This window comes from Vicinamibacterales bacterium (assembly GCA_036504215.1).
Taxonomy (GTDB): Bacteria; Acidobacteriota; Vicinamibacteria; order Vicinamibacterales; family Fen-181; genus FEN-299.
In genome coordinates this window covers 58,257-83,998 of sequence record DASXVO010000021.1, presented here as the reverse complement: position 1 = coordinate 83,998, position 25,742 = coordinate 58,257, and the positions used below count along the sequence as shown (strand labels likewise).

The 25,742-nt window shown below is 67.0% G+C and carries 17 protein-coding genes; 6 read left to right on the top strand and 11 right to left on the bottom strand.

Features of this window, described 5'->3' with window-relative positions; translation table 11 throughout:
- Positions 1-8: 8 nt before the first annotated feature.
- Together VGK32_05075 and VGK32_05070 are read right to left on the bottom strand one after the other, a co-directional pair.
- Entirely contained in the window at positions 9-755 is a 747-nt protein-coding gene (locus VGK32_05075) for a zinc ribbon domain-containing protein (protein ID HEY3381118.1), read from the bottom strand.
- Positions 756-879: 124 nt separating this feature from the next.
- Positions 880-1,335: a hypothetical protein gene (locus tag VGK32_05070; GenBank protein HEY3381117.1), complete on the bottom strand. Its 456-nt coding sequence runs from the start codon at positions 1,333-1,335 to the stop codon at positions 880-882.
- A 493-nt stretch (positions 1,336-1,828) separates the two neighbouring features.
- On the opposite strand from VGK32_05070, the gene VGK32_05065 reads away from it, so the two are divergent.
- Complete coding sequence (locus VGK32_05065) at positions 1,829-4,318, top strand: glycogen/starch/alpha-glucan phosphorylase (protein ID HEY3381116.1); 2,490 nt, start codon at positions 1,829-1,831, stop codon at positions 4,316-4,318.
- 77 nt (positions 4,319-4,395) lie between these two features.
- On the opposite strand, the gene VGK32_05060 is transcribed toward VGK32_05065, so the two are convergent.
- The 5 genes from VGK32_05060 to VGK32_05040 form a co-directional block, all read right to left on the bottom strand.
- Positions 4,396-7,551, bottom strand: a complete 3,156-nt coding sequence (locus tag VGK32_05060; protein ID HEY3381115.1) for a choice-of-anchor D domain-containing protein — start codon at positions 7,549-7,551, stop codon at positions 4,396-4,398.
- A 95-nt stretch (positions 7,552-7,646) separates the two neighbouring features.
- Complete coding sequence (locus VGK32_05055; GenBank protein ID HEY3381114.1) at positions 7,647-8,675, bottom strand: sugar kinase; 1,029 nt, start codon at positions 8,673-8,675, stop codon at positions 7,647-7,649.
- Positions 8,675-9,331 (bottom strand): bifunctional 4-hydroxy-2-oxoglutarate aldolase/2-dehydro-3-deoxy-phosphogluconate aldolase, encoded by a 657-nt coding sequence (eda, locus tag VGK32_05050; GenBank protein HEY3381113.1) that lies wholly within the window; start codon positions 9,329-9,331, stop codon positions 8,675-8,677. The genes VGK32_05055 and eda overlap by 1 nt, the downstream gene beginning before the upstream one ends.
- Before the next feature lie 42 nt (positions 9,332-9,373).
- Positions 9,374-10,135, bottom strand: a complete 762-nt coding sequence (gene kduD, locus VGK32_05045; protein ID HEY3381112.1) for a 2-dehydro-3-deoxy-D-gluconate 5-dehydrogenase KduD — start codon at positions 10,133-10,135, stop codon at positions 9,374-9,376.
- Positions 10,136-10,139: 4 nt separating this feature from the next.
- Complete coding sequence (locus VGK32_05040; GenBank protein ID HEY3381111.1) at positions 10,140-10,967, bottom strand: 5-deoxy-glucuronate isomerase; 828 nt, start codon at positions 10,965-10,967, stop codon at positions 10,140-10,142.
- Between the two features lie 280 nt (positions 10,968-11,247).
- Here VGK32_05040 and VGK32_05035 point away from each other — a divergent pair, with 280 nt between their 5' ends.
- The 5 genes from VGK32_05035 to VGK32_05015 all read left to right on the top strand — a co-directional run bounded on the left by VGK32_05035 (position 11,248) and on the right by VGK32_05015 (position 19,998).
- On the top strand, positions 11,248-12,696 hold the full coding sequence (locus tag VGK32_05035) for a glycoside hydrolase family 28 protein (GenBank protein HEY3381110.1): 1,449 nt from the start codon (positions 11,248-11,250) through the stop codon (positions 12,694-12,696).
- A gap of 31 nt (positions 12,697-12,727) precedes the next feature.
- Positions 12,728-14,107 (top strand): glycoside hydrolase family 88 protein, encoded by a 1,380-nt coding sequence (locus VGK32_05030; GenBank protein ID HEY3381109.1) that lies wholly within the window; start codon positions 12,728-12,730, stop codon positions 14,105-14,107.
- Between the two features lie 139 nt (positions 14,108-14,246).
- The gene (locus VGK32_05025) at positions 14,247-15,422 is read left to right on the top strand and encodes a DUF4861 family protein (protein ID HEY3381108.1); all 1,176 of its coding nucleotides are present in this window, start codon (positions 14,247-14,249) and stop codon (positions 15,420-15,422) included.
- 281 nt (positions 15,423-15,703) lie between these two features.
- Positions 15,704-19,228 (top strand): TonB-dependent receptor, encoded by a 3,525-nt coding sequence (locus tag VGK32_05020; protein ID HEY3381107.1) that lies wholly within the window; start codon positions 15,704-15,706, stop codon positions 19,226-19,228.
- Between the two features lie 29 nt (positions 19,229-19,257).
- Entirely contained in the window at positions 19,258-19,998 is a 741-nt protein-coding gene (locus VGK32_05015; protein ID HEY3381106.1) for a FadR/GntR family transcriptional regulator, read from the top strand.
- 37 nt (positions 19,999-20,035) lie between these two features.
- Here the strand turns inward: VGK32_05015 and VGK32_05010 are convergent, their stop codons facing one another.
- The 4 genes from VGK32_05010 to VGK32_04995 all read right to left on the bottom strand — a co-directional run bounded on the left by VGK32_05010 (position 20,036) and on the right by VGK32_04995 (position 25,546).
- Complete coding sequence (locus tag VGK32_05010; GenBank protein HEY3381105.1) at positions 20,036-20,812, bottom strand: tetratricopeptide repeat protein; 777 nt, start codon at positions 20,810-20,812, stop codon at positions 20,036-20,038.
- 400 nt (positions 20,813-21,212) lie between these two features.
- On the bottom strand, positions 21,213-23,306 hold the full coding sequence (locus VGK32_05005; GenBank protein ID HEY3381104.1) for an ATP-binding protein: 2,094 nt from the start codon (positions 23,304-23,306) through the stop codon (positions 21,213-21,215).
- 138 nt (positions 23,307-23,444) lie between these two features.
- Entirely contained in the window at positions 23,445-24,773 is a 1,329-nt protein-coding gene (locus tag VGK32_05000) for a hypothetical protein (GenBank protein ID HEY3381103.1), read from the bottom strand.
- Positions 24,773-25,546, bottom strand: a complete 774-nt coding sequence (locus VGK32_04995) for an RDD family protein (protein ID HEY3381102.1) — start codon at positions 25,544-25,546, stop codon at positions 24,773-24,775. The genes VGK32_05000 and VGK32_04995 overlap by 1 nt, the downstream gene beginning before the upstream one ends.
- Positions 25,547-25,742 lie beyond the last annotated feature (196 nt).

Here is a 25,742-nt window from a genome sequence, read left to right as displayed (position 1 = left end):
CGGCCCGGCTAGTCCTTCTTCTTCTTCAGCTCGAGCTCGACGTCCGCCGTCTTGTGCTCCGCCTTCTTGCTGACGATAAACCTGAGCCAGACCGTCTTGTAGTCGCGGTGCGACAGCTTGACGTAGTGAACGCCCTCGCGCTTGAACTCGTACTTCTTTCCCCCGCCCGCATCATCCCATTCGTCCACGATCCCGATGAGTTCGCCATCAACGGTGACAATCGTCGTTTCGGGCGACACGTCGAAGACGGCATACTCACGACACTCGTAGGTCTTCTCGAACGGCGGTGGCGGCGGCGGAGCCGGTTTTGCCGGTAGTGCGACCGCAGGCGGCGTCCCGGGGATCGCGGGCGCCGGCGCGGCGCCTGGCGCGGATGGGGCTGCGCCCAGCGCCGGCTGAGCAGCCGGAGGCGTGGAAGCCGTGGCACCGGCTGCCGCCATCGCCCCGGGCGCCGCTGTCGATCCTGGAGCGCTGGGTGTCGAAGCTCCCGTCGGCGGAGCCGGCTGCGCGGCCTGAGTGGCGGCAACAGGAGTTGTCGGGGAGGAGGGGCCGGACAGCACGCCGGATCGGTAGAGCGTGACGGCACCAAGCAGAACGACCAACCCGCCCACCAGTCCCACCACCGCCGCCATGGGCAGGCTCTTGGCCTTGGCGGCCGCAGACGGCGGGGCCGCAATCGCCTGCCCGCACGATGGACACGATTTCGCACCAGCGGCCAGGCTGGTGCCGCACTTCGAACACACCATCGAGGACATGAAACTCCTCCAGGACCGCTCGCGCTCGCGGGCGGCACATCCCGCTGACCTGTGGCCAACGACTGTCGGCTGTCAGGCGCCAGTACGTCCGAATCGCGGTCATCCGGCCAGGGGCCGCCCGACTTCAGCGATCGCTGCGCTCGATCTTGATCGTGACCGGCACGGTCTGCTTGACCTCGATCTTGCCCACGCTCGTGCCCTTGGCCAGACGCCATTCGATCTCGGCGGCCTTCGACTCGGTCGCGGTGATGGTCCAGCCGCGGTCGGCAATGGCCTTCTGGTAATAGGCGACCACCGTGCCATACGGGTCGGCCGACGTCCAACTCGCTTCCGACTTGCGCGTGAATCCATGTTCCGTTTCGGCGCGCTGTCCGGATGTGATGCGCACGGCACCCGGGTAGTCAGGGAACTCGGCCACGCTCTCTGCAGCCGCGGCAGGTACTGGTGTGGCGGCAGGTGCCGGTGCGGCGGCGGGGACGGACGCCGCGGCGGTGGACGGCGGCGGGGCTGGCTGCTCCCGCGAACACCCGACGGATAGCATGATTCCGCCGACCAGGACGAGGACGAGTGAACGCTTCATGGACTCACCTCCGCGGCGTAGGTTCGAGCGCCGCTTCGTTGCCGACCAAACCAATCGATTCCGCGAGAGCCCGCCGCGAGCGACCGACACATCGGTGGCGGGGAGCAGGTTTCGACCTTCGACCAACCAGCCCCGGCGTGGACCATCTCGGAACCCGCCCATTATGGCAACCGGCTCTGCCGTGTCAATCAAATCCTCCCCGGGTGTCGAAAGGCTCCGGAACCCCTGCCGATTTGCGACTGCGTCGGCGGTGGTTCCGGACCCAGCGAGGCGGCCGGGCGCCGGCCGATTCGTGTCCTGCTCCGGCTCCAGGTCGGAAAATAGTCATTGCGCGCCGGCAGCGATGCGTCGATATTGACGAGACGGATCGCCGGGTGCTCGACGGCCGGACGACGGGGTGGTGGTGAACAGGGCCATCAGTCGCCGGCGTCGTGTCGTCGGTGAGCCGGGTCGTGAAGGGTCGGGAGCAACGGTACAGGAGGAACGCGTCACCATGGAGAAGCAGCCCTCTGAGACCCCGGAGACGGTGACCGATGTTCGCGTTGGGCTCGACCCGGCCACCATTGCGCAGGCATTCCGCGACAATCTGGCCTGCCTTCAGGCCCGGTTTCCGGCCGTAGCCACCAGGAATGACTACTACATGGCCCTGGCCTACACCATTCGGGACCGGCTGCTCCAGCGACAGATTCGCACGGCCCACACGTACTTCGAGCAGCGCAGCCGTTCGATTTCCTATCTGTCGGCGGAGTTCCTGATCGGACCTCAGTTGGGGAACAACCTGGTGAACCTGGGCATCTACGACCAGGCCGCGGAGGCGATGAGGTTGGTGGGCCTCGACCTGGAGGAGTTGCTCGAGCAGGAGGTAGAGCCGGGGCTGGGCAACGGCGGCCTGGGACGCCTGGCGGCCTGCTTCCTGGATTCGCTGGCCACGCTCGGGGTGGCGTCGATCAGCTACGGCGTTCGGTACGAATTCGGCATCTTCAACCAGACCATCCGCGACGGCTGGCAGGTCGAATTGACCGACAAATGGCTGCGACTTGGCAATCCCTGGGAGATTGCCCGCCCGGAGATCGTCTTTGACGTCAAGTTCGGTGGTCACACGGAGCGCGTCTGCGAGGATGGGGTGGCCCGGGTGCGCTGGATTCCCCACGAGGTGGTGCGAGGCACGGCCTGTGACACTCCGGTCGTCGGCTATCGCACCGACACGGTGAACCTGCTCCGGCTCTGGAAAGCGGAGGCCGCCGAGTCCTTCGACTTTCAGGCGTTCAATACCGGCGACTACTACGGTGCGGTGCAGGAGAAGGTGAAATCCGAGAACATCACCAAGGTGCTCTACCCCAACGACGGGTCCCCGCAGGGCAAGCAACTGCGGCTGCAGCAGCAGTACTTCTTCGTCTCGTGCGCGCTGCAGGACATCATCCGCATCTACCTGCAGCGAACCACAACGTTCGACGAACTTCCCGACAAGTGGGCCGTTCAGCTCAACGACACCCACCCCGCGATCGCGGTCGCCGAACTGATGCGCCTGTTGGTCGATGAGCACGGTGTGGGCTGGGATGCCGCCTGGGGGATGACCCAGAAGATCCTGGGCTACACCAATCACACCCTGATGCCGGAAGCCCTCGAACGCTGGCCGGTCCCGCTCTTCGCCAGCGTGCTGCCGCGGCACCTGGAGATCATCTTCGAGATCAACCAGCGTTTCCTCGACGACATCCGTCGCCTCCACCCCGGCGACGAGGAGCGCGTTCAGCGGTTGTCGATCATCGACGAGACGGGCGAGCGTTTCGTCCGCATGGCGAACCTCGCCTGCGTGGGCAGCCACGCCATCAACGGCGTCGCGAGACTGCACAGCGAACTCCTGAAGACAGGCGTGCTGCGCGACTTCTTCGAGATCGCGCCGGACAAGTTCAGCAACAAGACCAACGGCGTCACCCCACGCCGCTTCCTCGTTCTGAGCAATCCCGGATTGACCGGCCTGATCACGAGCCGGATCGGCGATCGCTGGATCAAACAACTGGAGGAGTTGCGCGGGCTCGAACCGCTGGCCGACGATCCCGCGTTCGGGCAGTCATGGCGTGAAGTCAAGCGCCACAACAAAGCCGTCCTGGCCGACCTGCTGCGCGCGAGAACCGGCGTCGGGATCGATCTCGACACGCTGTTCGACGTCCAGGTGAAACGACTGCACGAGTACAAACGACAACTGCTGAACGTGCTGCACATCGTCACGCTGTACAACCGCGCGAGGCACGATCCCGCCGCGTCGATTCAGCCGCGCACGTTCGTCTTCGGCGGCAAGGCGGCCCCCGGCTACGACATGGCCAAGCTGATCATCAAGCTGATCAACTCGGTGGGCGCGGTGGTGAACGGCGACAAGGCGGTGGATGGCCGCTTGAGGGTGGCCTTCTTCCCGAATTTCAATGTGAAGAGCGCGCACAAGATCTATCCTGGGGCGGATCTGTCCGAACAGATCTCCACCGCCGGTCTGGAAGCCTCCGGGACGGGCAACATGAAGTTCGCGATGAACGGAGCACTGACGATCGGCACCCTGGATGGCGCCAACATCGAGATCCGGGACGAGGTGGGGGCCGAGAACTTCTTCCTCTTCGGTCTGACCGCCACGGAGGTGCTGGATCGAAGACGCCAGGGCTATCGGCCGCGCGCCTGCTACGAGGCCGATGCCGAACTGCGGGAGGTGATCGACCAGATCGCCGCCGGGCACTTCTCGCCCGACGACAGGTGCCGGTTCCAGCCGCTGGTGGATTCGCTGCTGAACTGGGACGAATACATGCTGCTGGCGGACTACCGTTCCTACGTCGATTGTCAGGATCGGGTGAGCCGGACGTACGCCGACCAGGAACGATGGACGAAGATGTCCATCCTGAATGTCGCGCGCATCGGATATTTCTCGTCCGATCGCTCGATCCGCGACTACTGCCGGGACATCTGGCACGTGGAGCCGGTGTCGGTGGAAGCGAGTCGCTGATCCGGAAGGGACGTCAGGCGGTCGAGACCCTGGACGCCGGTATCACCAACGGCGTCTCGCCCGGACTCCGCCCCCCGCTATTGGACGACGAGCGTCAAGGTGCCGGACTGCACCAGCGATCCCGACGCGCCCGTCACGCCGATCTGGAAGGTGCCGGCCGGTGTCCCGCCGGCCGTGCTCCCGCCGGTTCCTGTCAGGCTCACCGTCTGTGTGCCGTTGGACGCGTTGCTGGCGAGCGTCAGCACGCCCGCACGTGGTCCCACGGCTGTCGGTGCGAAGCTCACGCTGATCGCACAGTGACTGCCGGCCGCAACGGCGCTGCCGCACCCGTTTGCCTGCGTGAATTCGCCGGCTGCCGCGATGCTCGACACGTTCAGCACGGCGTTGCCGGTGTTGGTCACGGTGAGGATCTGCGGCGCGCTCACCGTTTGCACGGCCTGCGAACCGAACGTCAGGCTCGTGGCGGACAGAGACGCCGTGGCCACCGGCGATGACGGCGGTGTTGTCGGCGTGGTCCCGCCACCGCCTCCGCAGGCGGCCTGGACCAACAGCATGGCTACGGTCAAGGCCGTGCCTGTCGTGGCGAGCATCAGACCTCGCGGGCCGATCCAGGTTCGCGCGCGCGGCCGCCGCCACGACATCGCGACGCACACGGCCGCAGCCGCCAACGCCAGCCAGGGGACGGGCCGAGAGCGGGGCCGGCCGCCGACCGAATGCGCGCCAATCGGCGATCGCGCGGTAGTGGTGACGGTCAGCGTGGTGACCGCGCCCGACGCTCCGGGCGTGACGGTGGGCGGGTTGAACGAACACCCGGCCCCCTGGGGCAGGCTCGAGCATCCCAGTGTGACCGGCCCCGTGAAGGGCCCGCCCTGCGACTGGATCGCGAGTTGGTAGACGGCCGACTGTCCCGCGGGAACCGTCGCGGACCCCGGCGTCGCGCCCACGGAGAAGGTCGTCACGGTAATCTGCATCTCGACGCCGGGGGAGAAGCTCACGCCGTTGTTGCTCGCCGAAACGGTCACCTTCGTCGTGCCGAACGGGCAGTCCATCGTCGTGCCCGGGCTCGTACCGCAGCCTCCGCTCCAGGACAGCCTCGTCAACGGACACTGGGTCGGATCCGACCACCCGAGCCCCGCGACAGCAACGACCGCGCCATTCGGGCTGTTCCCGTTCACCGTCACCGCCGTCGGTCCGACGAGCGCCGGCAACGTCCGCTGCACGGAGGCCAGCGCGTCGGCGCGGCCGTAGCCGAACACGTTGTCCGGCACGGTCGTGCCCATCGGCGTGCTGGGCAGGACGATGAGGTCGTGCAGCGTGGTGCGCGCGGCCACCACGTCGCGGGCGCCGGTCGACCCGCTCACCAGGCACGGCGCCGCCTGCAACAGGAGGGCGGCGATGCCCGCCACGTGCGGCGCGGCGGCGGACGTGCCGAAGAATGGCGAGTTGAAACTGCCGGCGGCGGTGATGGTCACCCCGTCGATGGCTGTGACATCGGGTTTGATCCGCCCGTCGAGCGTGGGGCCGACGCTGCTGAAGAACTCGATCGTCCGGGTGTTCCTGTCGTTGCACGACTCGTCGGTGGGAACGGCCCGGACGGCCGCCGGCGAGGCGGAGCAGATGGCGCCCACCGAGATGACGCTCGCCGGCGATCCGCCTGCGTCGCCCTGGGCGGCGATGCTACGCGAGGCGGTGTTGTAGTTGTGCCGCTCGTGGCGGCCCGGCGCCAGGAGTCCCGGGCCGGCCTGGGCGCACTCCGGGCCGAACGAATAGAGGTTCAGTTGCCTCGGCGCCGCCTGATCGCCGACGTTCTGGACGAGGATCCGGAAGGAATCGGCCGCGCCGGTGTTCGTGTAGTCGATCACCTCGAGCGGATCGCGGCGCCCGTTCTGGCGGGTCGTGCTCGAGGCCACCACGAGACCCGTGCTCTGCTGCACGAGGTAGAGGTCGTAGTCGTTCGACGAGCCGCCGAACGGATCGTTCCAGGTGAGGAAGATGACCGCCTCGGCGTTGCGCGCCAGCGAGATGAGGTTGTAGGGCCGCGGGCCGAGGCCGAGTACGTCGGTCGTGTCCGCCGTCTGCTGGAACAGGTGCAGGCGGCCTGTCGTGGTAATGCCGCTCACCGTCGTGCCGTCCACGCCCGAGTCGGCGAAGGTTCCCAGGTAGTGCTCGTCGGCGTCGTTGCCGAGCGCCGTGACGTATGTCCGGATGCGGTTCGACGGCTCGTTCAGCGCGGCCGCGGTGTTGCTCGACACCGAACTCGTTCCGTCGTACGCCTCACCGAAGAAGCCGAGATCGTCGACGACCACGTCGTTGCTCGCCGCGAGGAAATTGACCGCCTGGTTGAACGCCAGGTCGGTGTCGGCGTTGGCGAAGGCCAGTTGGGCGCCGGGCGCGACATCGTGAACGATCTCGAGCAGTGCCGTGCCTTCCGCCCCCGCGCCGGCGAACGCACACGGCGGTGAGGGATCGGGCAGGCCCTCGAGGTCGTTGTTCGCCTGAAACGACCGCCCCGTGATGCCGCCGGCCGCCACCGTCAGCACCCCCGACGCGTTTCGTGTGCCCGTCGCAAACGGCAGGTCGGCTGTGTCGATTGGCCCGCCGGACACGCCGCCGCAGGTCGCGCAGTTCGTCGCAAAGATCCCCTTCAGCCCGTCCGACACGACGCCCACCCGGACGCCGCTGCCGTCGAGTGAGAACTGGCTGCGCACGGAATCCGACCGGAGGATCGCATCGCCTTCGGTCATCGCCACGCCACTTCTCCGCCGGGCGTACGTGGGAGGCCGGATGAACTCGACAAACGGCAGGCCAGCCACCGCGGAAAGGCGGGTGGTCGGAATCCGCGCCTGCACGCGCCGACGGTCGGGCGCGCTGATCTCGATGGTGGCCCCGGCCGCCTTCATTGCCTGCAGGTTGGCGTCGGTCACCGCGGCCACCAGGACGTAGACCTGCACCTCGCCGCGGTCGTTGATGCGCAGGCGCCGCGACTGGAGTGCGTCGCGGACGGACCGCGGCAGCGCGTCAGCGGCGGCGCCTGCCCCGGCTGTTGCGCGCCAGGAGGTGATCGCCTGAATGGGTGTCGACGCCAGGTCCGCGAGCACGTTGGCGAGCTTCGAATCCGCCGAAACCGCGGCCCGCTGGCTGATGAGCATCGTGGGAACGACGGCGACGAGCGACACCGTGGCCGCTCCGATCAGTCGACGCCAGGGTCGACGATCACGAAGGCTGAAGCGCATGGGACGTCTCCGGGCAGGGCGCCAGGTACAATGATACGTCCGTCCCACCCCGAGGCCGCCTCAGCCGGGCTCGCGGCACGGCCGCCGAACGTCAGCTATCTCTGCACCCGGCCGCTGGCATCGCCCTTGGCGAGTCGATCGACTTCGTCCGCCGACACGCGGTTGAAGTCACCGGGGATCGTCTGCTTCAGCGCGCTCGCCGCAACGGCAAATCGCAGCGCGGCTTCGGGCGCCCGCCCCGTGACGAGTCCGTAGATCAGCCCGGCCGCGAAGCTATCGCCGCCGCCTATCCGATCCACGAGCCGGACGTCGTAGTGCTGGCTGTGGTAGAACGCGCCCGTGGTCGCGTCCCACAGCGCCGCGCTCCATCCGTTGTCGCTGGCCGAGAGGCTCTCCCTCAGCGTGATCGCGACCACGGTCGGTCCGAACTCGCTCGTGACCTGCCCGGCAACCTGCCGGTACCCGGCGAGGTTCAGCTGGCCGCTCGTCACGTTGGTATCGGGCACGTGGAGTCCGAGAACCGCCTGGATGTCCTCTTCGTTCGCCACCACGACGTCCACCGACTTCATCAGCGGCCGCATGGTGGCCTGGGCCTGCGCCTCGGACCAGAGCTTCTTGCGGAAGTTCAAGTCCACGCTGACCCGGGCGCCGGCCGCCCTGGCGGCCTCGACCGCCTCACGCGTGCAGGTGGCGGCATCCGCGCCGAGCGCGGGCGTGATGCCTGTGACGTGGAACCACGAGGCCCCATCGAACACGGCCTTCCAGTCGATGCTGCCCGGCTGCATCTCGGCGATTGCCGAGTGCGCGCGGTCGTACACGACAGTGGAGGCGCGCTGGCTTGCGCCGGCTTCCGCGAAGTAGATGCCGACACGGTCGCCGCCGCGCAGGATGAACTCGGTGCGGACGCCCTCCGCGCGCAGCGTCCTCACGGCCGCCTCGCCCACCGCGTGTTTCGGCAGGCGCGTGACGTAGTGGCTGTCGAGTCCGAAGTGCGCGAGGCTCACCGCGACATTCGCTTCACCGCCGCCGAAGGTGGCGCTCAGCACCGGGGACTGGAAGAAGCGTTCGAAGCCCGGGGGGCTCAGGCGGAGCATGATCTCGCCGAACGTCACCACCTTCTGCATCACCGCACCTCCCGCGCCGCCTGCACATTGCCGACAATCCGCTTCGCGTTCGCCGTGATGACGCCGTAGTCGCCCGCGGCGATGGCCTTCGCATCGAGCAGGGCCGTACCCACGCCGACGGCGACGGCTCCCGCCTTGATCCAGTCGCCCGCGTTGTCGAGCGAGACGCCGCCGGTCGGCATCAGCTTGATCTGGGGCAACGGACCCCGCACGTCCTTGAAGAACCCCGGGCCGAGCGGCGTGGCCGGGAAGACCTTCACCACGTCGGCGCCGGCTTCCCACGCCGAGAGGATCTCGGTCGGCGTGAAGCACCCGGGCATGGCCGCAACGTCGTACCGGTGGCACATCGCAATCACCTCGGGCCGGAACACGGGCCCGACGATGAACTGCGCGCCGGCGAGAATGGCCAGGCGGGCGGTCTCCGGGTCGAGGATCGTGCCGGCGCCGAGCAGGAAGCCCTTCGGCAGCGCCGGGGCCAGCTGCTCGATCATCTGAATGGCCCGGGGCACCGTCATCGTCACCTCGAGTGCGCGAACGCCGCCTTCAGCCAACGCATCGACGACGGCCCGGAGTTTCTCCGGTTCACGCATCCGGATGACTGCCACGACTCCGCACGCCTCGATCCCCAGTGTGGTTCCCACTCGTCCTTGAGCCATAAGATCCTCTCGACCGTCACACGATCCTGCTCCGTTCCTCTCCTACCGCCCCATCCAGCCGCCGTCCACCACCAGCACGTGGCCCTGGAGATAGTCGGAGGCCCGCGAGGCCAGGAAGACGACCGGGCCCGCCAGGTCGCGCGGCTCGCCCCATCGGCCCGCGGGGATTCGCTCGGTGATCTGGCGATACCGCACGGGGTCCTCGACGAGGGCCTTGGTGTTGTCCGTCTTCATGTAGCCGGGCGCGATGGCGTTCACGTTGACGCCCTTCGACGCCCACTCGTTCGCCAGGGACTTGGTCAGCTGCGCGACCCCCGCCTTGGCTGCCGCGTACGACGGTACGATGACGCCGCCCTGGAACGAGAGCAGCGACGCGATGTTGATGATCTTGCCGTGACCGCGGGCCACCATCTGCGCGCCCACGGCGCGACACAGCCGGAAGACGGCGGTCAGGTTGATCTCGATCACGTCGTCCCAGTCCACGTCGGAGAATTCGGCGGCCGGCGCCCGGCGGATGATGCCTGCGTTGTTGACCAGGATGTCGACGTGCCCCATTTCGGCGATCGCCTCGTCCGCCAGCCGGCCGGCGGCGGCACGGTCGGAGAGGTCGGCGACGAGGCACTTCGTCCGGACGCCGGACTGGCCGCGGATCGCCTGCTCGGTGTCGCCCGCCAGGCATCGGTCGTGCAGGATGATGTCGGCGCCTGCCCCGGCCAGGGCCTGGGCCATGGCGGCGCCGAGCCCGCGCGACGACCCGGTGACGAGCGCCACCTGTCCATCGAGTCGAAACAGATCGTGGGTCATCGTCTCACCTCGCCCGGCCCGCATCGAGGCCGGATGCCGTCGTGGCGAATTCGGGCTGGACGTTGACGACGCCGAACTGGCGGTCCACCCCTTCGCGCTCGGCCGCCATCATCCAGATGAAGCCGATCCGGTGGCCCGGCGCCGCGACGTTCGGATGATATCCCTGGGGCATGAGCACGACGTCGCCCTCTCGCACGATCGTGGCCAGTTCGGGGTTGCCGACATCGGTGTAGACGAGCTGCACGGCGAAAGCCGGCGACGGCATGTCCACGTAGAGATAGGCCTCTTCGAGCATGACCGCGTGTTCGTGAGGAGGCCACGAGGTCCAGTGTCCGGGGTCGCTGAACGTCACGCCCGCGACAATGCGGCCAGCCTGGACGTTCTTCGCGAGCACCAGGTTGATCTCCCGCATCGCGTTGGCGCTGCCCGTCCGGAAGTGCAGGCCGCTGTCGCCCTGGATCGCCTCGAACGAGACGAACTGCACGGGATAGTGACCCTCGACGGGAGCCGAGAGTTCGACGATGTCGCAGCCGTCCGGGCCCGCGGCGACCGTGAACGCGGTCTCACGCGGGATGTAGAGCGTGTCGTAGCGCGAGCACGCGAATCCCTCCGTGCCGACCGTGACAATCGCGCGTCCCTTCACGCAGATGAGACCCGTTTCGTGCGTGCCGGGGTCCACGCGCACCGGGGCGTCGGTGGCGTCGAGGATGATCCGGCCGTAGTGGAGGTGCCGGGCGGCCGTCGTGCCGGGAGAGACGCTGCGGGTCCGGCCCCTCTTCGCGGCGGTATTGCGAACAATGCAGGTGCGAGGATCGATGGGCGGCAAGGTCATAGTGCTCATCATGATAATCGGGAGCGGGTTGAAGCCGTATGGACAATCCACAGCTGCCGAATAGACTACTATTGGACCGTCCACTTGGCAATTCTCCGCGGTCGATCGCGACGGTTCGATCGGCGCGTCTCTGGCGGGGTTATCGACCCTAATGCAGCCAATTCACTTGACTCCCCGTAGCCGGAGTGATATTCAACCCACCAACTGGGATGTTGTTCAGTCTCGCCAGTGGACTGACCACTTGGATCACGCGAACGCCTCGCAGTCGGAGTTCCTCATCATGTCCATCGATCGCTCTCGTCGCGACTTCCTCAGGCGTGCAGGTACGGCAGGCGTGGCGTTGCTCGTCGCCCGCCATGCCGCCGCCGTGCCGGCGTGGGTCGTGGGACAAACGCCAGCGGGCGCTGGGGACGATGCCTGGGCGCATGCCGCCTCGGTGCTGGCGCGCATCAAGCCGCCGGTCTTTCCCGCGCGCGATTTCGACATCACCAGGTTCGGCGCGGCGGGCGACGGCGTCCTCGACTGCACCGGCGCGATCCGTGAGGCGATCGCAGCGTGCCAGGCGGCGGGAGGGGGACGCGTCGTCGTGCCGGCCGGGACGTTCCTCACCGGCGCCATCCACCTGAAGAGCGGCGTGAACCTCCACGTCACGGAGAAGGCCGTCCTTCGGTTCAGCCGCGACCCGAAGCAGTACCTGCCGCTGGTCTTCACGCGCTGGGAAGGCGTCGAGTTGATGAACTACTCCGCCTTCATCTACGCCTTCGAGCAACAGAACATCGCGGTGACGGGCACTGGCACGCTCGACGGCCAGGCCGGTGAGCAGTATTGGTGGCCCTGGAAGGGCCGGTCGAAGACGCCAGGAGCGGTGACCCAGGACCGGGCGCGCGCGAAGCTGATCGAGATGGGTGAGAAGCGGACGCCGGTAGCCGAGCGTGTGTTCGGTGAAGGCTCCTGCCTGCGGCCCAATTTCATCCAGCCCTACCGCTGCACGAACGTGTTGATCGAAAGCGTGAAGGTTCGCAATTCGCCGATGTGGGAGATCCATCCCGTCCTCTGCACCAACGTGATCGTCCGGAATGTCGACATCCTCAGCCACGGCCCGAACAACGACGGGTGTGATCCCGAGTCGTGCAAGGACGTGCTGATCGAGGGCTGCACGTTCGACACCGGCGACGACTGCATTGCGATCAAATCCGGGCGAAACGAAGATGGACGGCGCCTGAACGTGCCGGCCGAGAACATCATCGTCCGCGACTGCACGATGAAGGATGGGCACGGGGGCGTGGTGATCGGGAGCGAGATCTCCGGCGGCGCCAGGTACATCTTCGCCGAGCGCTGCCGGATGGACAGTCCGCAGCTCGACCGGGCGCTGCGGATCAAGTCGAACTCGGTCAGGGGAGGGACAATCGAGCACGTCTACATGCGCGACGTGACCGTCGGCCAGGTCGCGGAAGCCGTCGTGACGGTCAACTTCTTCTACGAGGAGGGCGACGCCGGGAAGTTCCCGCCGGTCGTCCGCGACATCGAGGTCCGCAACGTCACGAGCCGCAAGAGCCAGTACGGCCTGCTGCTGCGCGGGTACGCGCACGACCCGGTGACCGACGTACGGGTGATCGATTGCACCTTCGACAACGTCGAGAAGGGGGATGTCCTCGAAGCGGTCCGCAACATCGTGCTGAAGAACGTCCGGGTGAATGGCAAGCCGACGACCGAGACCATCAGCCGTTGACGGGCGCGCGGCCTCGGTCCCAGAGGAGGGCATGATGGTGCGGAAGATCTTGCTCGTGGCGGTCCTCGTCGTTCTCGCGTTCGGTGCCGTCGCGCGGGCGCAGCCGCAGCCCGGCGCATCGAAGGTGGCACAGGCGGGCCGCAGCGATCCGTCGTTCAGCCAGCCCTCGGTGGCTCCCGGCGTGGACTATACGGTGCCGAGCGAGGCCGACGTCAGGGCCGTCCTCGACCGCATTCGTGACCACTTCGTGCGATCGACGCCCTACCGGATCGTCGATCGCGAGACGGGCGCGGTCATCACCGACTTCACCAACCCGACCAAGACGGCGGGGATCGACACCGGGAAGGGAGAGTTCAACGACTGGACGTACTCGATGGGCGTCGTGCTCGCCGCGATGATCCACGTGTCCGACGTGACGAAGGACCCGAGCTTCCAGGCGTACGCCATCAAGAACCTCGACTTCATCTTCGACCACCTCGACTACTTCAGGCGGCAGGCGAAGGCATTCGGCCCGCAGCCGGCCGGGTATCGACGGCTGCTGGACATGAAGGAACTCGACGACTGCGGGGCCATCGGCGCCGCCCTCGTCAAGGCGTACGCCGTGAAGAAGGACCAACGCTACCGCGAAGCCATCGGCCTGGTGGACGACCACATCGGCAAGCGGCAAAAGCGCCTCGCCGACGGAACGCTGGCGCGCCCGCGGCCGGTGCCCGTCGCGCTCTGGATCGACGACGCCTACATGAGCATCCCGTTCCTGGCGCAGATGGGCGCGTTCACCGGTGAGCGCCGGTACTTCGACGATGCGGCGAAGCAGGTGATCGGGATGTCGCTGCGCATGTTCGACGGCGGGAAGGGGCTCTACGATCACTCGTGGTTCGAGAACGCGCCGGTGGACGCGAGATTCTTCTGGGGTCGCGGCGCCGGGTGGATGCTGATGGCGATGACGGAACTCCTCTCCGTGATGCCGCAGGACCATCCGGATCGCGCGCGCGTCCTCGACCAGTTCCAGCGCAGCGTGCAAGGCGTGGCGGCGTACCAGAGCGGCAGCGGGATGTGGCACCAACTCGTGGACAAGTCCGACAGCTACCTGGAGAGTTCGGCCACCGCCATGTACACGTTTGCGATCGCGCGCGGCATCAACCGCGGCTGGATCTCCCCCGCTTACGCGCCAATCGCGCAGACCGGGTGGCGTGCGCTCGAGCAGAAGGTCACGCCGGACGGCCAGATCGAGGGGATCTGCGTCGGCACGACGGCGGCGCACGACATGGTCTACTACTACAACCGGCCGACCGACCTCCGGGCGATGCAGGGCTACGGCCCGGCCCTGATGGCCGGCGCCGAGATGATCACGCTGTTGCGCAACTTCGAGATCCGGCGGGCGAACAACACGTACTACTACTTCCCGCGCTAGTCGTCGTGCGGGCACGGAGGTCCGCCGCCGCCGAGAGGCGCAGGCGGGAACAGGCAGAGTGGGCGCGGGCGTTCGTGCCCGCGCATGGCCAGAGCAGCGAGGGTGCGGGCGCGAGACCCGCCGCCATCAAGGAGTCCGTATGATCCGCACCGCTTCGATCGTCGCGTTCGTGCTCGCGCTGGGCGCCATGGTGGCGCCGATTCCCGTATCGGGCACCGGGCCGGCAGTGACCGTCAAGAACCGTCTCGACCTGCCTCGGACGAGCGAGACCGTGACCCTGGCGGCAGCGGACGTGCAGAAACTGCTGGCGACCGATGACGTCCGCAAGGTCAAGGTCCGCGACGCGTCGAGCGGGCGGGAACTGCTCACGCAGGCCGTGGACGTGAACGACGACGGGAAGTTCGAGGAGTTGATCTTCCAGGTCGACCTCGGTCCGAACGAGACGAAGTCGTTCGAATTGGCCGTGGGCGAACGCCAGACGCTGAAGCGTGACGACTTCAAGGCCTACGGCCGCTTCGTGCGGGAACGCCGCGACGATTTCGCGTGGGAGAACGACCGCATCGCACACCGGATGTACGGCGCGGCGCTCGAAACCTGGGCGCAGGAACCCCTGACCAGCAGCGCCGTCGATGTCTGGAGCAAGCGTGTGCCCCGGCTCATCGTCAACGACTGGTACCTGCTGGACGACTACCACAAGGACAACGGCACCGGCGGGGACTTCTACTCGGCCGGGAAGAGCCGTGGATGCGGCGGCAGCGGCGTTTGGGTGGACGGCAAGCTGTATGTCTCCGCGAACTTCCGCGACAGCCAGGTCCATGCCAACGGGCCGATTCGCGTGATGTTCGACCTCGTCTACCCGGCCTGGGATGCGGCCGGTACCAGGGTGTCGGAAGTGAAGCGGATTACGCTCGACGCCGGGCAGAACCTCGATCGGTTCGAGAGCCGCTACACCCTCGACGGGTCCCCGAGGGCCGGCACGTTCGCGGCGGGGATCAAGAAGAACCCCGGCTCCCTCATGGTTTCGGACCCGCTCACGGGCATTCTCCGGACATGGGAGCCCGTGAAGGGCGCGCCTGGCAACCTGGCCTGCGCCGTCGTGGTGGACCCGGCCGGCCTGGTGGCGTTCACGGAGGCGGACGGCAACTACCTGGCCGTGGGGAACCGGGCCGCCGACAAGCCGGCCGTCTATCACGCGGGCTTCGCCTGGGATCAGACCGGCCAGGTGCCGGGAGGCGCCGACGGATGGGGACGCTACCTTGCCGACTTCGCACGCCGCCTCCGATCGCCTCTCGAGGTGACGTTGTCGGCGAAGTGATGTTACGGTCAGTGGAATGACCTCGCAGCATCAGTCCGGCTGAGAGGCTAACTTTGCGTCGTCTTCGTGGTTGTCCCCAGGATGTTTGGGAGCGGGCCAACAACATTCCGCTTTGGCGTAATTGTTGGGCTGATTCAAACGCTTGACAAATCCGCCCGCCGGGTTCATCCTCTCCCGTCCGGATAAGCGTCGGTGTGTACTCTACTCATAGTGGTCTTACCATTTGATCTTGTTGGCGCGAGGAGGTTGTGATGTGGTCTCACGGCGGGCGGTCTCTATGCGTGAACCTCCTGTTCTTTCTCATCGTAGCCCTCGGGCTGCTCGTCGCACCGGTGGCGGCGCAGGAGTTCCGCGGCAACATCACGGGGGTGATTCTCGACACGACGGGCGGCATCCTGCCGGGCGTGTCGGTGACGGTGACCAACGTCGACACCAACGTCGCCGTCACGACTGTGACGAGCGCCCGCGGTGAATACGAGGCGCGGTTCCTGAATCCCGGCAAGTACAGCGTCACCGCCGAGCTCGACGGCTTCAAGAAGCTCGTGCGAAGCGGCATCCAGGTGCAGGTCGGCGACACGCTGGCCATCAACCTCACGCTCGAGACGGGGGGAATCACCGAGACCGTCCAGGTCATCGCCGAGGCGCCACAGCTCAACCTCGCCAACGGGTCCACCGGACAGATCATCAGCTCGAAGCAGGTGACCGAACTGCCACTCGGCGACGGCACGGCGTACATGCTCAGCCAGCTCGCGCCGGGGGTGTCGAACACCACCGACCTGAAGTTCACCCGCCCGGGCGACAACGCGAACCTCGGGGCGTTCAATTCGAACGGCGCGAAGGGCGGCAACGACTTCTCGCTCGACGGCGCGCCGAACATCGTCTCCGATCAACGGGTGGGCTTCTCGCCGCCGTCGGAGGCCGTTCAGGAGTTCAAGGTCGAAACCAACTCCTTCGACGCCCAGGTCGGCCACACGGCGGGTGCGACCGTCAACCTTGCGCTCAAGAGCGGCACGAACAGCTTGAGGGGCGCGGCGTCCTACTTCAACCGCGACGACAGCCGCACGTCCGCCCTCTTCTTCACCCAGCGCGAAGGGAAGCCCATCGATCCACGAAAGTACAACCGGTTCACCGGCATGATTGCCGGCCCGGTCGTGAAGAACAAGACCTTCGTCATGTTCTCGTCGGAGATCCTGAAGGACCGCTCCGCGGAGCCGACGATGTACACGGTCCCGAGTGTGAAGGAGCGGACCGGTGACTTCTCCGAACTGCTGCCGCTCGGCATCCAGATCTACGATCCCTACTCCGCCAAGAAGGTCGGGAGTGCCATCGTCCGCACGCCGTTCACCGGGAACGTCATTCCGCCGGAACGGATCGATGCGATCGCCAAGAAGATCATGGCGTACTACCCGCTCCCGAATCGGACGGGCCTGGCCGACGGCACGAACAACTACTACTCGTCCCAGGACCGCACGTACAGTTACAACGCGCAGTTGGTCCGCGTCGATCACAACTTCAACGCGAACAACCGCGTGTTCGGCACCTGGTATCGCAACTACCGCCTGGAGGATCGCTACAACTGGGCGGGCACGGTCAACAACTTCGACATCACGAAGGGTTACGACAACCGGTCGAACGACGGTGTGACCCTTGGCTACACGCGCGTGGTGAAGAACAACCTGATCGTGGACCTGCGGGGCAGCTACCAGAAGTTCGGCGAGTGGCGCGAGCCCGCATCGACGTTCGATCCGGCCCAGCTCGGTTTTCCGGCCGCCACGCTGGAGTTGATGCGCGGCTACCAGTACATTCCGCGGGTCGACATCAACGGCTATGCGACGCTCGGCTCGCTCCGGTCCGACTACAAGATGGGCTTCGAGCGGCCGTTCTACACGATGTCGTTCCTGCCCACGGTCACGGCGATCTTCGGGAGCCACTCGGTCAAGGCCGGCTACGACATGCGGTACAACCGCGAGAAGAGAAGTGACGACGGGTACATGGGTGGCCGGATTTACTTCAGCACCGACTACACGCGGCTCAATAACTCAGTGTCCGGCCAGATGGGGCAGGGTCTCGCGGCGTTCATGCTCGGCGTGCCCTCCTCCAGCAGTTCCCAGTCTTTGATCGATGTCAACGTCGACCGCGACCACAACGCGATGGGACACGCCCTCTTCGTTCAGGACGACTGGAAGGTGTCACGGCGCTTCACGCTGAACCTCGGCCTGCGCTTCGAGTACGAGATCGGGTTGAGGGAAGCCAACGGCCAGAACCTGCGCGGGTTCGATCTGACCAGCTCGAACCCCGTCGAGGCCGCGGCCAAGGCGGCGTATGCCAAAGCCCCAATCGCCGAGGTGCCGGCCTCGCAGTTCGCCGTCCGCGGTGGATTGCTGTTCACCGACAGCGCGAATCCGAAGGCGTGGGCGAACACCAGCGCGGTCCTGCCGCGCGTCGGCGGCGCGTATCAGTTGACCGAGAAGACCGTCCTGCGCGGGGGGTGGGGCCTGTACACCACGCCCTTCCTGATGGATGCGATCAACCAGACCGGCTACTCGCAGCCGACGTTGATCGTACCGACGAACGATTCCGGACTGACCTTCGCGGCGAACCTGGCGAGGCCGTTCCCGTCCGGCCTCGGCACGCCGCCGGGATCGAGCCAGGGGCTCGCGACGTCGAACGGCCGCGACCTGGTGACGTCGAGCGCGAGCCTCATCCAGTACGACCGCACCAAGGCCCGTTACTCGCGGTTCCAGGTCGGCCTGCAGCGTGAACTGCCCGGCAAGATCGTCGTCGAGGCCTACTACGTGGGCCTGCGCGGATCGAACCTCGGTGTGCGCACGGATCTGAACGCCATCCCGCAGCAGTACGTCTCGACCAGTCTGGCGCGCGACGACAACCAGGAGAAGTATCTCAGCGGGACGGTGACCAACCCGTTTGCCGGTCTGCTGCCGGGCACGAGCTTCAATGGCTCGACCATCGCACGGTCGCAATTGCTGAAGCCATACCCCGAGTTCGGCCGCGTCGCGATCGAGACCTACGGCGGCTCGAGTACCTACAACGCGGGCGAGTTCAGGATCGAGAAGCGGTTCTCGCAGGGTTTCAACCTGCTTGGCACGTACACCTACTCGCGGCTTCGTGAACGCAGCTCCTATCTGAATCCGTACGACACACAGCTCGATGATCGGCTGTCTCCGGACGATCGCCCGCACCGGGTGACGGCCGCGGGGATCTTCGAACTCCCGTTCGGCAGGGACCGCAAATGGGGCAAGCGCTGGAACGGCGCCCTCGATGCGATCCTCGGCGGGTGGCAGGTCCAGGGCACGTACCAGTATCAGAGCGGCGCGCCGGTGGTCTTCGGCAACTCCATCTACTACAACGGCGATCCGACGACGCTGGCAGCCACGATCGGCAAGAAGGACGCGAGCGGCGGGATCATCGGCGTGGATACGCCCGCGTGGGACCTGACGAACTTCTACTTCCACGACGCCACCGTGCAGACCAACGGCGTGGACGACTTCAAGAAGCAGATATCCGACAAGCGGATCTCGCTCGGCAGCGGGAACGCCCGGTACTTCCCGTCCACGATCGGCGGCATCCGGAACCAGGCGATCCACCTGTTCGATCTCGGCGCGTCCAAGAACTTCCGCATCGGGAGCCGCGTGCGGATCCAGGCGCGCATCGAGGCGATCAACGCGCTCAACTACGTCGTCTTCTGGAACCCGGGCACTGACCCGACGAAGGCCACCTTCGGCTTGTTCGACCAGCAGCGCAACCTCCCGCGGGACGTGCAATTGGGCATCAAGGTCAGTTTCTGACGGCACGGAACCGCGACGGGATCAGACCGATGATGAGCAGCACGGCTCGAGGCCGGTACCCGGCCGAACGGACGAGCGAAGGCAGCACGGAGCACGTGGTCGCCCACGTCCGAACGCTCATCGAACGCGGCCAGTTGAAACCGGGCGACCGACTGCCGGCCGAACGGGACCTGGCGATTCAGATAGGCGTCAGCCGACCGACGGTCCGCGCGGGCCTTCGGGCACTCTCGGCGATGGGGGTGGTCCGCTCCCGTCACGGTTCGGGTACGTTCATTCCCGCGGGCCCTCCCACGCTTGGAAGCGAGCCGCTCGGCTTCCTGGCGGCCCTGCACGGGTTCACCCGCGAGGAGATGTACGAGGCCAGGCGGATTCTCGAGGTCGGCGCCGCCGCCCTGGCGGCGAGTCGAGCAACCCCCGAGGAGTTGGCGACGCTCGCTGAGGAGGTCGCCAACCTGTTTGCGGCGATGAACGATCCGCAGGATTTCCTGGTGCACGACATCAACTTCCACCGGGCCGTGGCGGCAGCTTCGGGTAACCCAATTGTCGCCACGCTGGTGGAGATGGTGTCGGAGCTGTACTACGGCCGGAGGCGCGAGACGGCCGAGCGGGCGACCGAGCGGAACCTCCGGGACTCGTCGGAGATGCACCGCCGCATCTACCAGGCGATCCGAGGGCGCGACGTCGAGGCCGCATCCGCGGCCATGAACGACCACCTGCAGATGTCGAGCGCGTATCAGGCAGAGGAGGCTACCGACCCCCGCTCAACGTGAGCCATCGCGTGCGACGAGCCCCGCGAGCGCCAGCCCTTCAGCGGACTCCGCCTTCTTTGGTCGCGCCGGGTGACGCGGGCGGCGCGGCCGACAGGATCATGATGCGGTTGCGGATGCGATCGCGCTCCGTGCAGTCGTTCTGGCTGCCCGCGGCGCACGACTGCTCGTGGAGTGCGAGTGCCTTGCCGTACATCCGGATCGCAGCCGCCATGTCTCTCGGCACCAGCTCACCCGCTGCGTACAGATTGCCGATGGCCAGGCAACTCTCCACGTGCTCTCCGTCGCACGCCTGGGTATAGAACCCGATGGCGCGGGTGACGTCCTTTGCCACGCCTTCCCCCTGCTCGTAGCTGACTGCCAGTTGATGACAGCCTGGCGCCCAGCCGCCGCTGCACGACTTCTCGTAGAGCCCGGCGGCCCGTACCTTGTCCTCACGGGCGGCAAACGCAAGACCCAGGTTGAGGCAGCCTGCCGAACTGCCCCCATCGCACCCGCGCTGGAACATCTGCGTGGACCGCTCCACGCCTCCTTCGATCGCCCCGCTCTTCTCGTAGATCTCACCGAGCGTATTGCACACATCCGCCGCCCCGCCGCCGCAGGCCCTTTCGTACATCTCCGCGGCGCGCCCCATGTCGCGTGGCACGCCCTTTCCCGTGGCGAACATGTCGCCGAGTTGGGTGCAGACGGTGACGTCGCCCGACATGCATCGGGCCTTCAGGCGGGAGTTCTGGCTGCAGGCCGCCAGCGCCGCAATGAGGATCGCGAGCACGAGGGCCATCGGGATCTCCGAACGGCGGGAGCGAACGAGCGACATGGTCGTCCTCCATATCCACTGCAATTATGGTGCAAGACCGAAGGTGAGAAATGGAAAATGACGACGGCGATCGATGAACGGGGAACGGGAAACGGAAGGCCGAGAACGAGGCGCGGACAGCAGGAAGGAAGATGGCCGCGAGGCGGTTCAGGCGCGGACGTTCAGGTGAGAGCCAACCGTCGGGGCCTCGTCTCCCGGTACAGCCGCCGAAACGGCAGGGTCGGCCGCTGGAGGTGAGTGTTTGGGTGGACGCCGGCGCGAGTCCTGCTGCTGGGGATCCCGGCGCGGCAGGTCCCGGTTCGTCCGGTTGACCGTGAAGGTGACGCTCGCGAACTCATCCGCCATGGCAAACCTCTCGTCTAGATATTCGGCCGGTCGAGCCGGACCTTGAACCGCGGTCCTACCGGCTCTCCCCGGATCCGTGTTGACTGGGCGCAGTCGAGCCGTTCCCGTCCGCCACCGTCGGAGCGCTCGGCAGGTCGATCTCGAATCGCGTTCCTTTCCCGACTTCGCTCCGAAGCCGGATGTGGCCGCCGCTCTGCTTGACGATGCCATAGACGGTGGAGAGCCCGAGCCCGGTGCCCTTTCCCTGCTCCTTCGTCGTAAAGAAGGGTTCGAAGAGGCGGCGCTGGGTTTCGGCGTCCATCCCGTGGCCAGTGTCCGATACCGTGATGCGCACGCAGGCACCGACCACCGCGTCTGCATCGTCCTGCACGTCGGCCGGAGTCACCAGCACCGGGCGGGTTTCGAAGGTGAGCTGGCCCCCGCCTGGCATGGCATCCCGCGCGTTGACCGCGAGGTTCATCAACACCTGGGCGAGTTGATCGGGATCGGCGCGAACGGTGCCGGCCCCAGGGTCCAGGCGCGTGGTCAGCTCGATGTCTTCGCCGATGACGCGCGTCAGGAGCCGGCAGGTGTCGTCGACGACGTCGTTGATACTCAGCACCACGGGCTGGAGGATCTGCTTCCTGCTGAAGGCGAGCAACTGCTGCGTCAAAGATGCGGCACGGTGGCTGGCTTTCCGAATCTCCTGGAGCGACACGCGGTACGGGCTCGTCTCGCCGACGTCCGCCAGGAGCAACTCGGTGTGACCGGTTATTGCAGTCAGGAGGTTGTTGAAGTCGTGCGCGACGCCGCCGGCCAGACGGCCGACGCTCTCGAGTTTCTGCGCCTGGCGGTACTGTTCTTCCAGGCGTCGTTGTTCCGTGATGTCGATGCACGTCCCCTCGAGCACCGTCGCGTGCCCGTTGCCCTGTCGGAACACGCTGACGTTCTCGAGCAGCCATCCCGCCGACCCGTCCCGTCGACGTACCTGGTTCTCGACGTTGGTCACGCTGCCGTTCAAGAGAACCCGCGACACGAATCGCTGCCGATCGGCCGGGCCGGGATAGAGGGTGAGGGCCGGCTGAGCCACGACCTCGGCCGGGGAGGAGTACCCGAGCATGCGCGCGAACGCGTCGTTGCACTCCAGTACCTGGCCATCAACCGTTGACCGGAAGACGCCAGCCAGGTTTCGCTCGAACAGCAGACGATAGCGCTCCTGCTGCGACGCGTAGTCCTTCATCGCCCGCGACGCCTGCTCGGCCAGTTGCGCGGCCTGGACGCTCCGTCGGATCTGCCAGAGCGACAGCAGCAGCGCCACGGCCAGAGCGGCGCCGCCGTACAGAGACCAGCGGGCGCGCTGCCTGGCGCGCTCGAGAGCCGTCGCGAGGCCGGTTTCGTTCGGTGCGGCCATCGACCACCTGGACTGGATCGACGCGAGGGTGCCGTCCTCCGCCATGCGTGCGATCTCAGCCCGGAGCCGGTCGGCCACGGGGCCGGCAGCGACTGTGGAGCCGATGGCGTACGACAGTCCGGCGCCCTCGAGCGCGACAAACGCCAGAGGAATATCCGCGCAAGCGGGCGGTCGGTTCAGCAGCAGCCACTGGGCCAGGCGTCCCTCGATGAAGCCGGCGTCCGCAGTCCCGGAACAGACGGCCGGAAGCACCGCCGCGTCCTCGACGGCGAGATAGGTGGCACCGGGCACCGCGCGCCGCAAGATCTCGTCCTCGAGGCCGCGTCGGCTCGGGAGATGCGCCACCCGTCGTCCGGCCGCGGTGCGCGCGCTGGTGATATGGCTGCCCTCGCGCGTGATCAGCACGAAGGTGCTCTGCAGCCAGGGTTCGGTGACGTGCAGGCCCATGGTGTCGATGCCCAGCGGGAGAGTGGGCCAGACGTCGATGATCCCGCTCTGGAGCGGCGCCAGAGCATCGCCGGAGATCCGCGTCCACTTGATCGTGACGCCGCCGCGGGCGGCCGCCGCGGCGATGGTGTCGACGGCGATACCTCCGGGCGGCGCTCCCTCGGGAGCGAGGTAGGAAGGAGGAGAGTGGCGGTAACCCACGCGGACGGTCGCGGGCGGCGTCTGGCGAGCGTGGAGCCACATGGTTGCCGCCACGGCGGCAGCCGCGAGCCCGACGAGGACCAGTCCGATCGCCCTTCGACGCATCGACATAGCACGCCCTCGATGTCTGGTATCCCTGCTTATTGATTTCTCGTCAAGACAAGGCCATGGCGATAGGGGAGGATGGTGGGCAGTGAGGAACGAAAGCTGAGCGGGAGAGCCGCCCGCCGGCCTCGCTCACATCCACGGTCAGGTCGCGACCGGCCGTCGGCCCGACCCGAGCGCCGACGCGAGCAGGAACAGATTGCCGGCCAGGCGCCCGAGCGCGATGGCGGCGCTGGCGACAATCGCGCCGACCATGTCGAGACCGGCGATGCCGCCGGCAAGGACGATGAGGATGGTGGCAGCCTCAGCGGCGGTCGCCACGCTGATGACCCGAGTACGCCGCGCGAGTACGAGCAGCGCCCGCTGCACGCTGAGAAGATAGTCGAGCGCAGGCACGATCGTGAGGACGCGTGCGGGCCACAGGGCGAAGGCCGACAGTTGCGGCGACAGGCCGGACACGCGTTCGAACCAGGCGGGGCCGAGCGGCGTGAACAGCACGAGGCCGATGGCCGCGGTCGAGACCGACGCGAGGCCGAGTGCCACCCGGCCGACCGGGCCCTCGTGCTCACGATTCGCGCCCGTCAGGGCCACTCCAACCTCCTGGTAGGCGATGGCCCCGCTGCGGAAGATGAACACGAAGCCAGTCACCACAGGCAGCACGGCCAGCGATTCGATGGGCGAGCGACTGCGGCCGAGGAAGAACGTGACGAACGGGTTGACCACGATGACCAGCAACGAGGTCAGCGCGAGCGGCACGTAGAATCGTGCGATCTCACCCATCGTCAGCCGTGGTGCGCCGGGCTTCGGCACCTCGTGCAGCAACCGCTCGACAATGGCCCGGGCCATCCAGCGACTGGCGGCGGCTTCGGCAATCACTCCTGTGCCGAGCGCGAGCGAACCGACGTAGGCGCCGGGCAGCGTCGTGGCAATCGCCAGCCCTCCCCCGACGACCGACATCGTTCCCAGGCGGATGACCGTCCCATAGGCCACCCGGCGCGGCATGCGGTGCCGCACGAGGATCCCCTGGTAGAAGCGGCGATACCCGATCGCGGCCGGCCAGAGGACGAGGAACGACGTGGCGACGTGCGTGAGCTGCGCGACGTCAGGGGGGAGCCCAATCAGACGATCCGTGACGAAACGGAAGACGGGCGGGAAGAGACCGACGAGCATGGCCACGGTCAACGCCGTGTTCAATCGGATCATGAAACGGCGCAGTGCGACGAGCGACTCCCGATCGGCGACGAGCGCGTTGGCCGCCGTCATCATCATGATGATGGGCGCTTCGGCCATGAACGCAAACGAGAAGGCGACGCCGTAGGCGGCGAGGTTGCGGACCGGATCGGCCAGCCTGGCGATGATGGCCGCAACGTACGGACCCTCGATCGCCATCATCAACCACGTGGCGGCCAGGGGAGTCCAGAACCCGAGGATGGTCCTGACGCGGAGTGTCGGCGTCGCCGGCGCGGGAGCCATCAGACCGCCGCGGGCTGCGTCGCCCGCGTCGCCGCCCGCGACCGGACGGCGATGACGGCGGTGTGGACCGTGCGGTCGTGCGGGAGGCGACGGTTCGGATCGCGCCAGAGATCCAGCACGCTGAGGCACAGGGTGGCGGGGATGTGCACGTAGCCGATGAACCGCTCGAGGCCTTCGAGCCACGACAAGCGCTCGCCGTCGAGCCGGACGACGCGGATTCCGGCGAGACGCTTGCCGGGGGTCGCCCCGCGCGAGGAGCACGTGAAGAGCGTGAAGTACAAGGCGGGCACGGCGAACAGCGCGATCCCACGCGCCACCGGGGGAATGATCCGTTCGACGTCGATGCGAATCGTCTTTGGCGGCAGCGGTTTGGTGTTCTCGCCTTCAGTCAGTTTCAGCGACAAGACGTAATTGAACTCGCCCAACAGAGCGGCGGCCTTGTCGAGTTCACCGGCTTCCGTGGCCTCGATGGCTGCCGCCGGAAGGCCAGGTGCTTCCAGGCGCACCAGGAGCGGCGCGAGGTCGCGCAGGGTCGCTCGGGTGGCCGAGGGATCCCTGGCACCTCCGCTCTTGATCCGCGTGAGCGCATGGTAGGCCGGTCGATCGGTGGCGTAGAGGATCATCCCGGCGACCACCACACCGGCGAGGGCTGTTGGAATCACGAGCAGCACGGTGTCGATGGCAAACGCCACCAGGCGTCGCCCGGGCGACGCAATCGGGCGCCCGACGAAGTCCGGCAGGACATGAAGCGGTTCAGCCGCCAGTCGGCGCATGGGCGACAGGATAGCAGGAGAAAGGAGGAACGATGAAGGAGGAAGGAGGAAAGAGGAAGGATGAAGGCGGAAGGAGGAAGGATGAAGGCGGAAGGATGAAGGCGGAAGGAGGAAGGATGAAGGCGGAAGGAGGAAGGATGAAGGCGGAAGGTGGAAGGTGGAAGGCGGAAGGAAGAAAGTGGTTGCGGCGGTCCGA

Excerpts from the sequence above, each read along its gene's own strand:
- eda (HEY3381113.1), bottom strand. The coding sequence starts at position 9,331 with ATGGCTCAAGGACGAGTGGGAACCACACTGGGGATCGAGGCGTGCGGA.
- VGK32_05010 (HEY3381105.1), bottom strand. The coding sequence starts at position 20,812 with ATGTCGCTCGTTCGCTCCCGCCGTTCGGAGATCCCGATGGCCCTCGTG.
- VGK32_05005 (HEY3381104.1), bottom strand. The coding sequence starts at position 23,306 with ATGTCGATGCGTCGAAGGGCGATCGGACTGGTCCTCGTCGGGCTCGCG.
- VGK32_05000 (HEY3381103.1), bottom strand. The coding sequence starts at position 24,773 with ATGGCTCCCGCGCCGGCGACGCCGACACTCCGCGTCAGGACCATCCTC.
- VGK32_04995 (HEY3381102.1), bottom strand. The coding sequence starts at position 25,546 with ATGCGCCGACTGGCGGCTGAACCGCTTCATGTCCTGCCGGACTTCGTC.
- VGK32_05075 (HEY3381118.1), bottom strand. The coding sequence starts at position 755 with ATGTCCTCGATGGTGTGTTCGAAGTGCGGCACCAGCCTGGCCGCTGGT.
- kduD (HEY3381112.1), bottom strand. The coding sequence starts at position 10,135 with ATGACCCACGATCTGTTTCGACTCGATGGACAGGTGGCGCTCGTCACC.
- VGK32_05060 (HEY3381115.1), bottom strand. The coding sequence starts at position 7,551 with ATGCGCTTCAGCCTTCGTGATCGTCGACCCTGGCGTCGACTGATCGGA.
- VGK32_05030 (HEY3381109.1), top strand. The coding sequence starts at position 12,728 with ATGATGGTGCGGAAGATCTTGCTCGTGGCGGTCCTCGTCGTTCTCGCG.
- VGK32_05035 (HEY3381110.1), top strand. The coding sequence starts at position 11,248 with ATGTCCATCGATCGCTCTCGTCGCGACTTCCTCAGGCGTGCAGGTACG.
- VGK32_05055 (HEY3381114.1), bottom strand. The coding sequence starts at position 8,675 with ATGCAGAAGGTGGTGACGTTCGGCGAGATCATGCTCCGCCTGAGCCCC.
- VGK32_05025 (HEY3381108.1), top strand. The coding sequence starts at position 14,247 with ATGATCCGCACCGCTTCGATCGTCGCGTTCGTGCTCGCGCTGGGCGCC.
- VGK32_05040 (HEY3381111.1), bottom strand. The coding sequence starts at position 10,967 with ATGACCTTGCCGCCCATCGATCCTCGCACCTGCATTGTTCGCAATACC.
- VGK32_05065 (HEY3381116.1), top strand. The coding sequence starts at position 1,829 with ATGGAGAAGCAGCCCTCTGAGACCCCGGAGACGGTGACCGATGTTCGC.
- VGK32_05015 (HEY3381106.1), top strand. The coding sequence starts at position 19,258 with ATGATGAGCAGCACGGCTCGAGGCCGGTACCCGGCCGAACGGACGAGC.
- VGK32_05070 (HEY3381117.1), bottom strand. The coding sequence starts at position 1,335 with ATGAAGCGTTCACTCGTCCTCGTCCTGGTCGGCGGAATCATGCTATCC.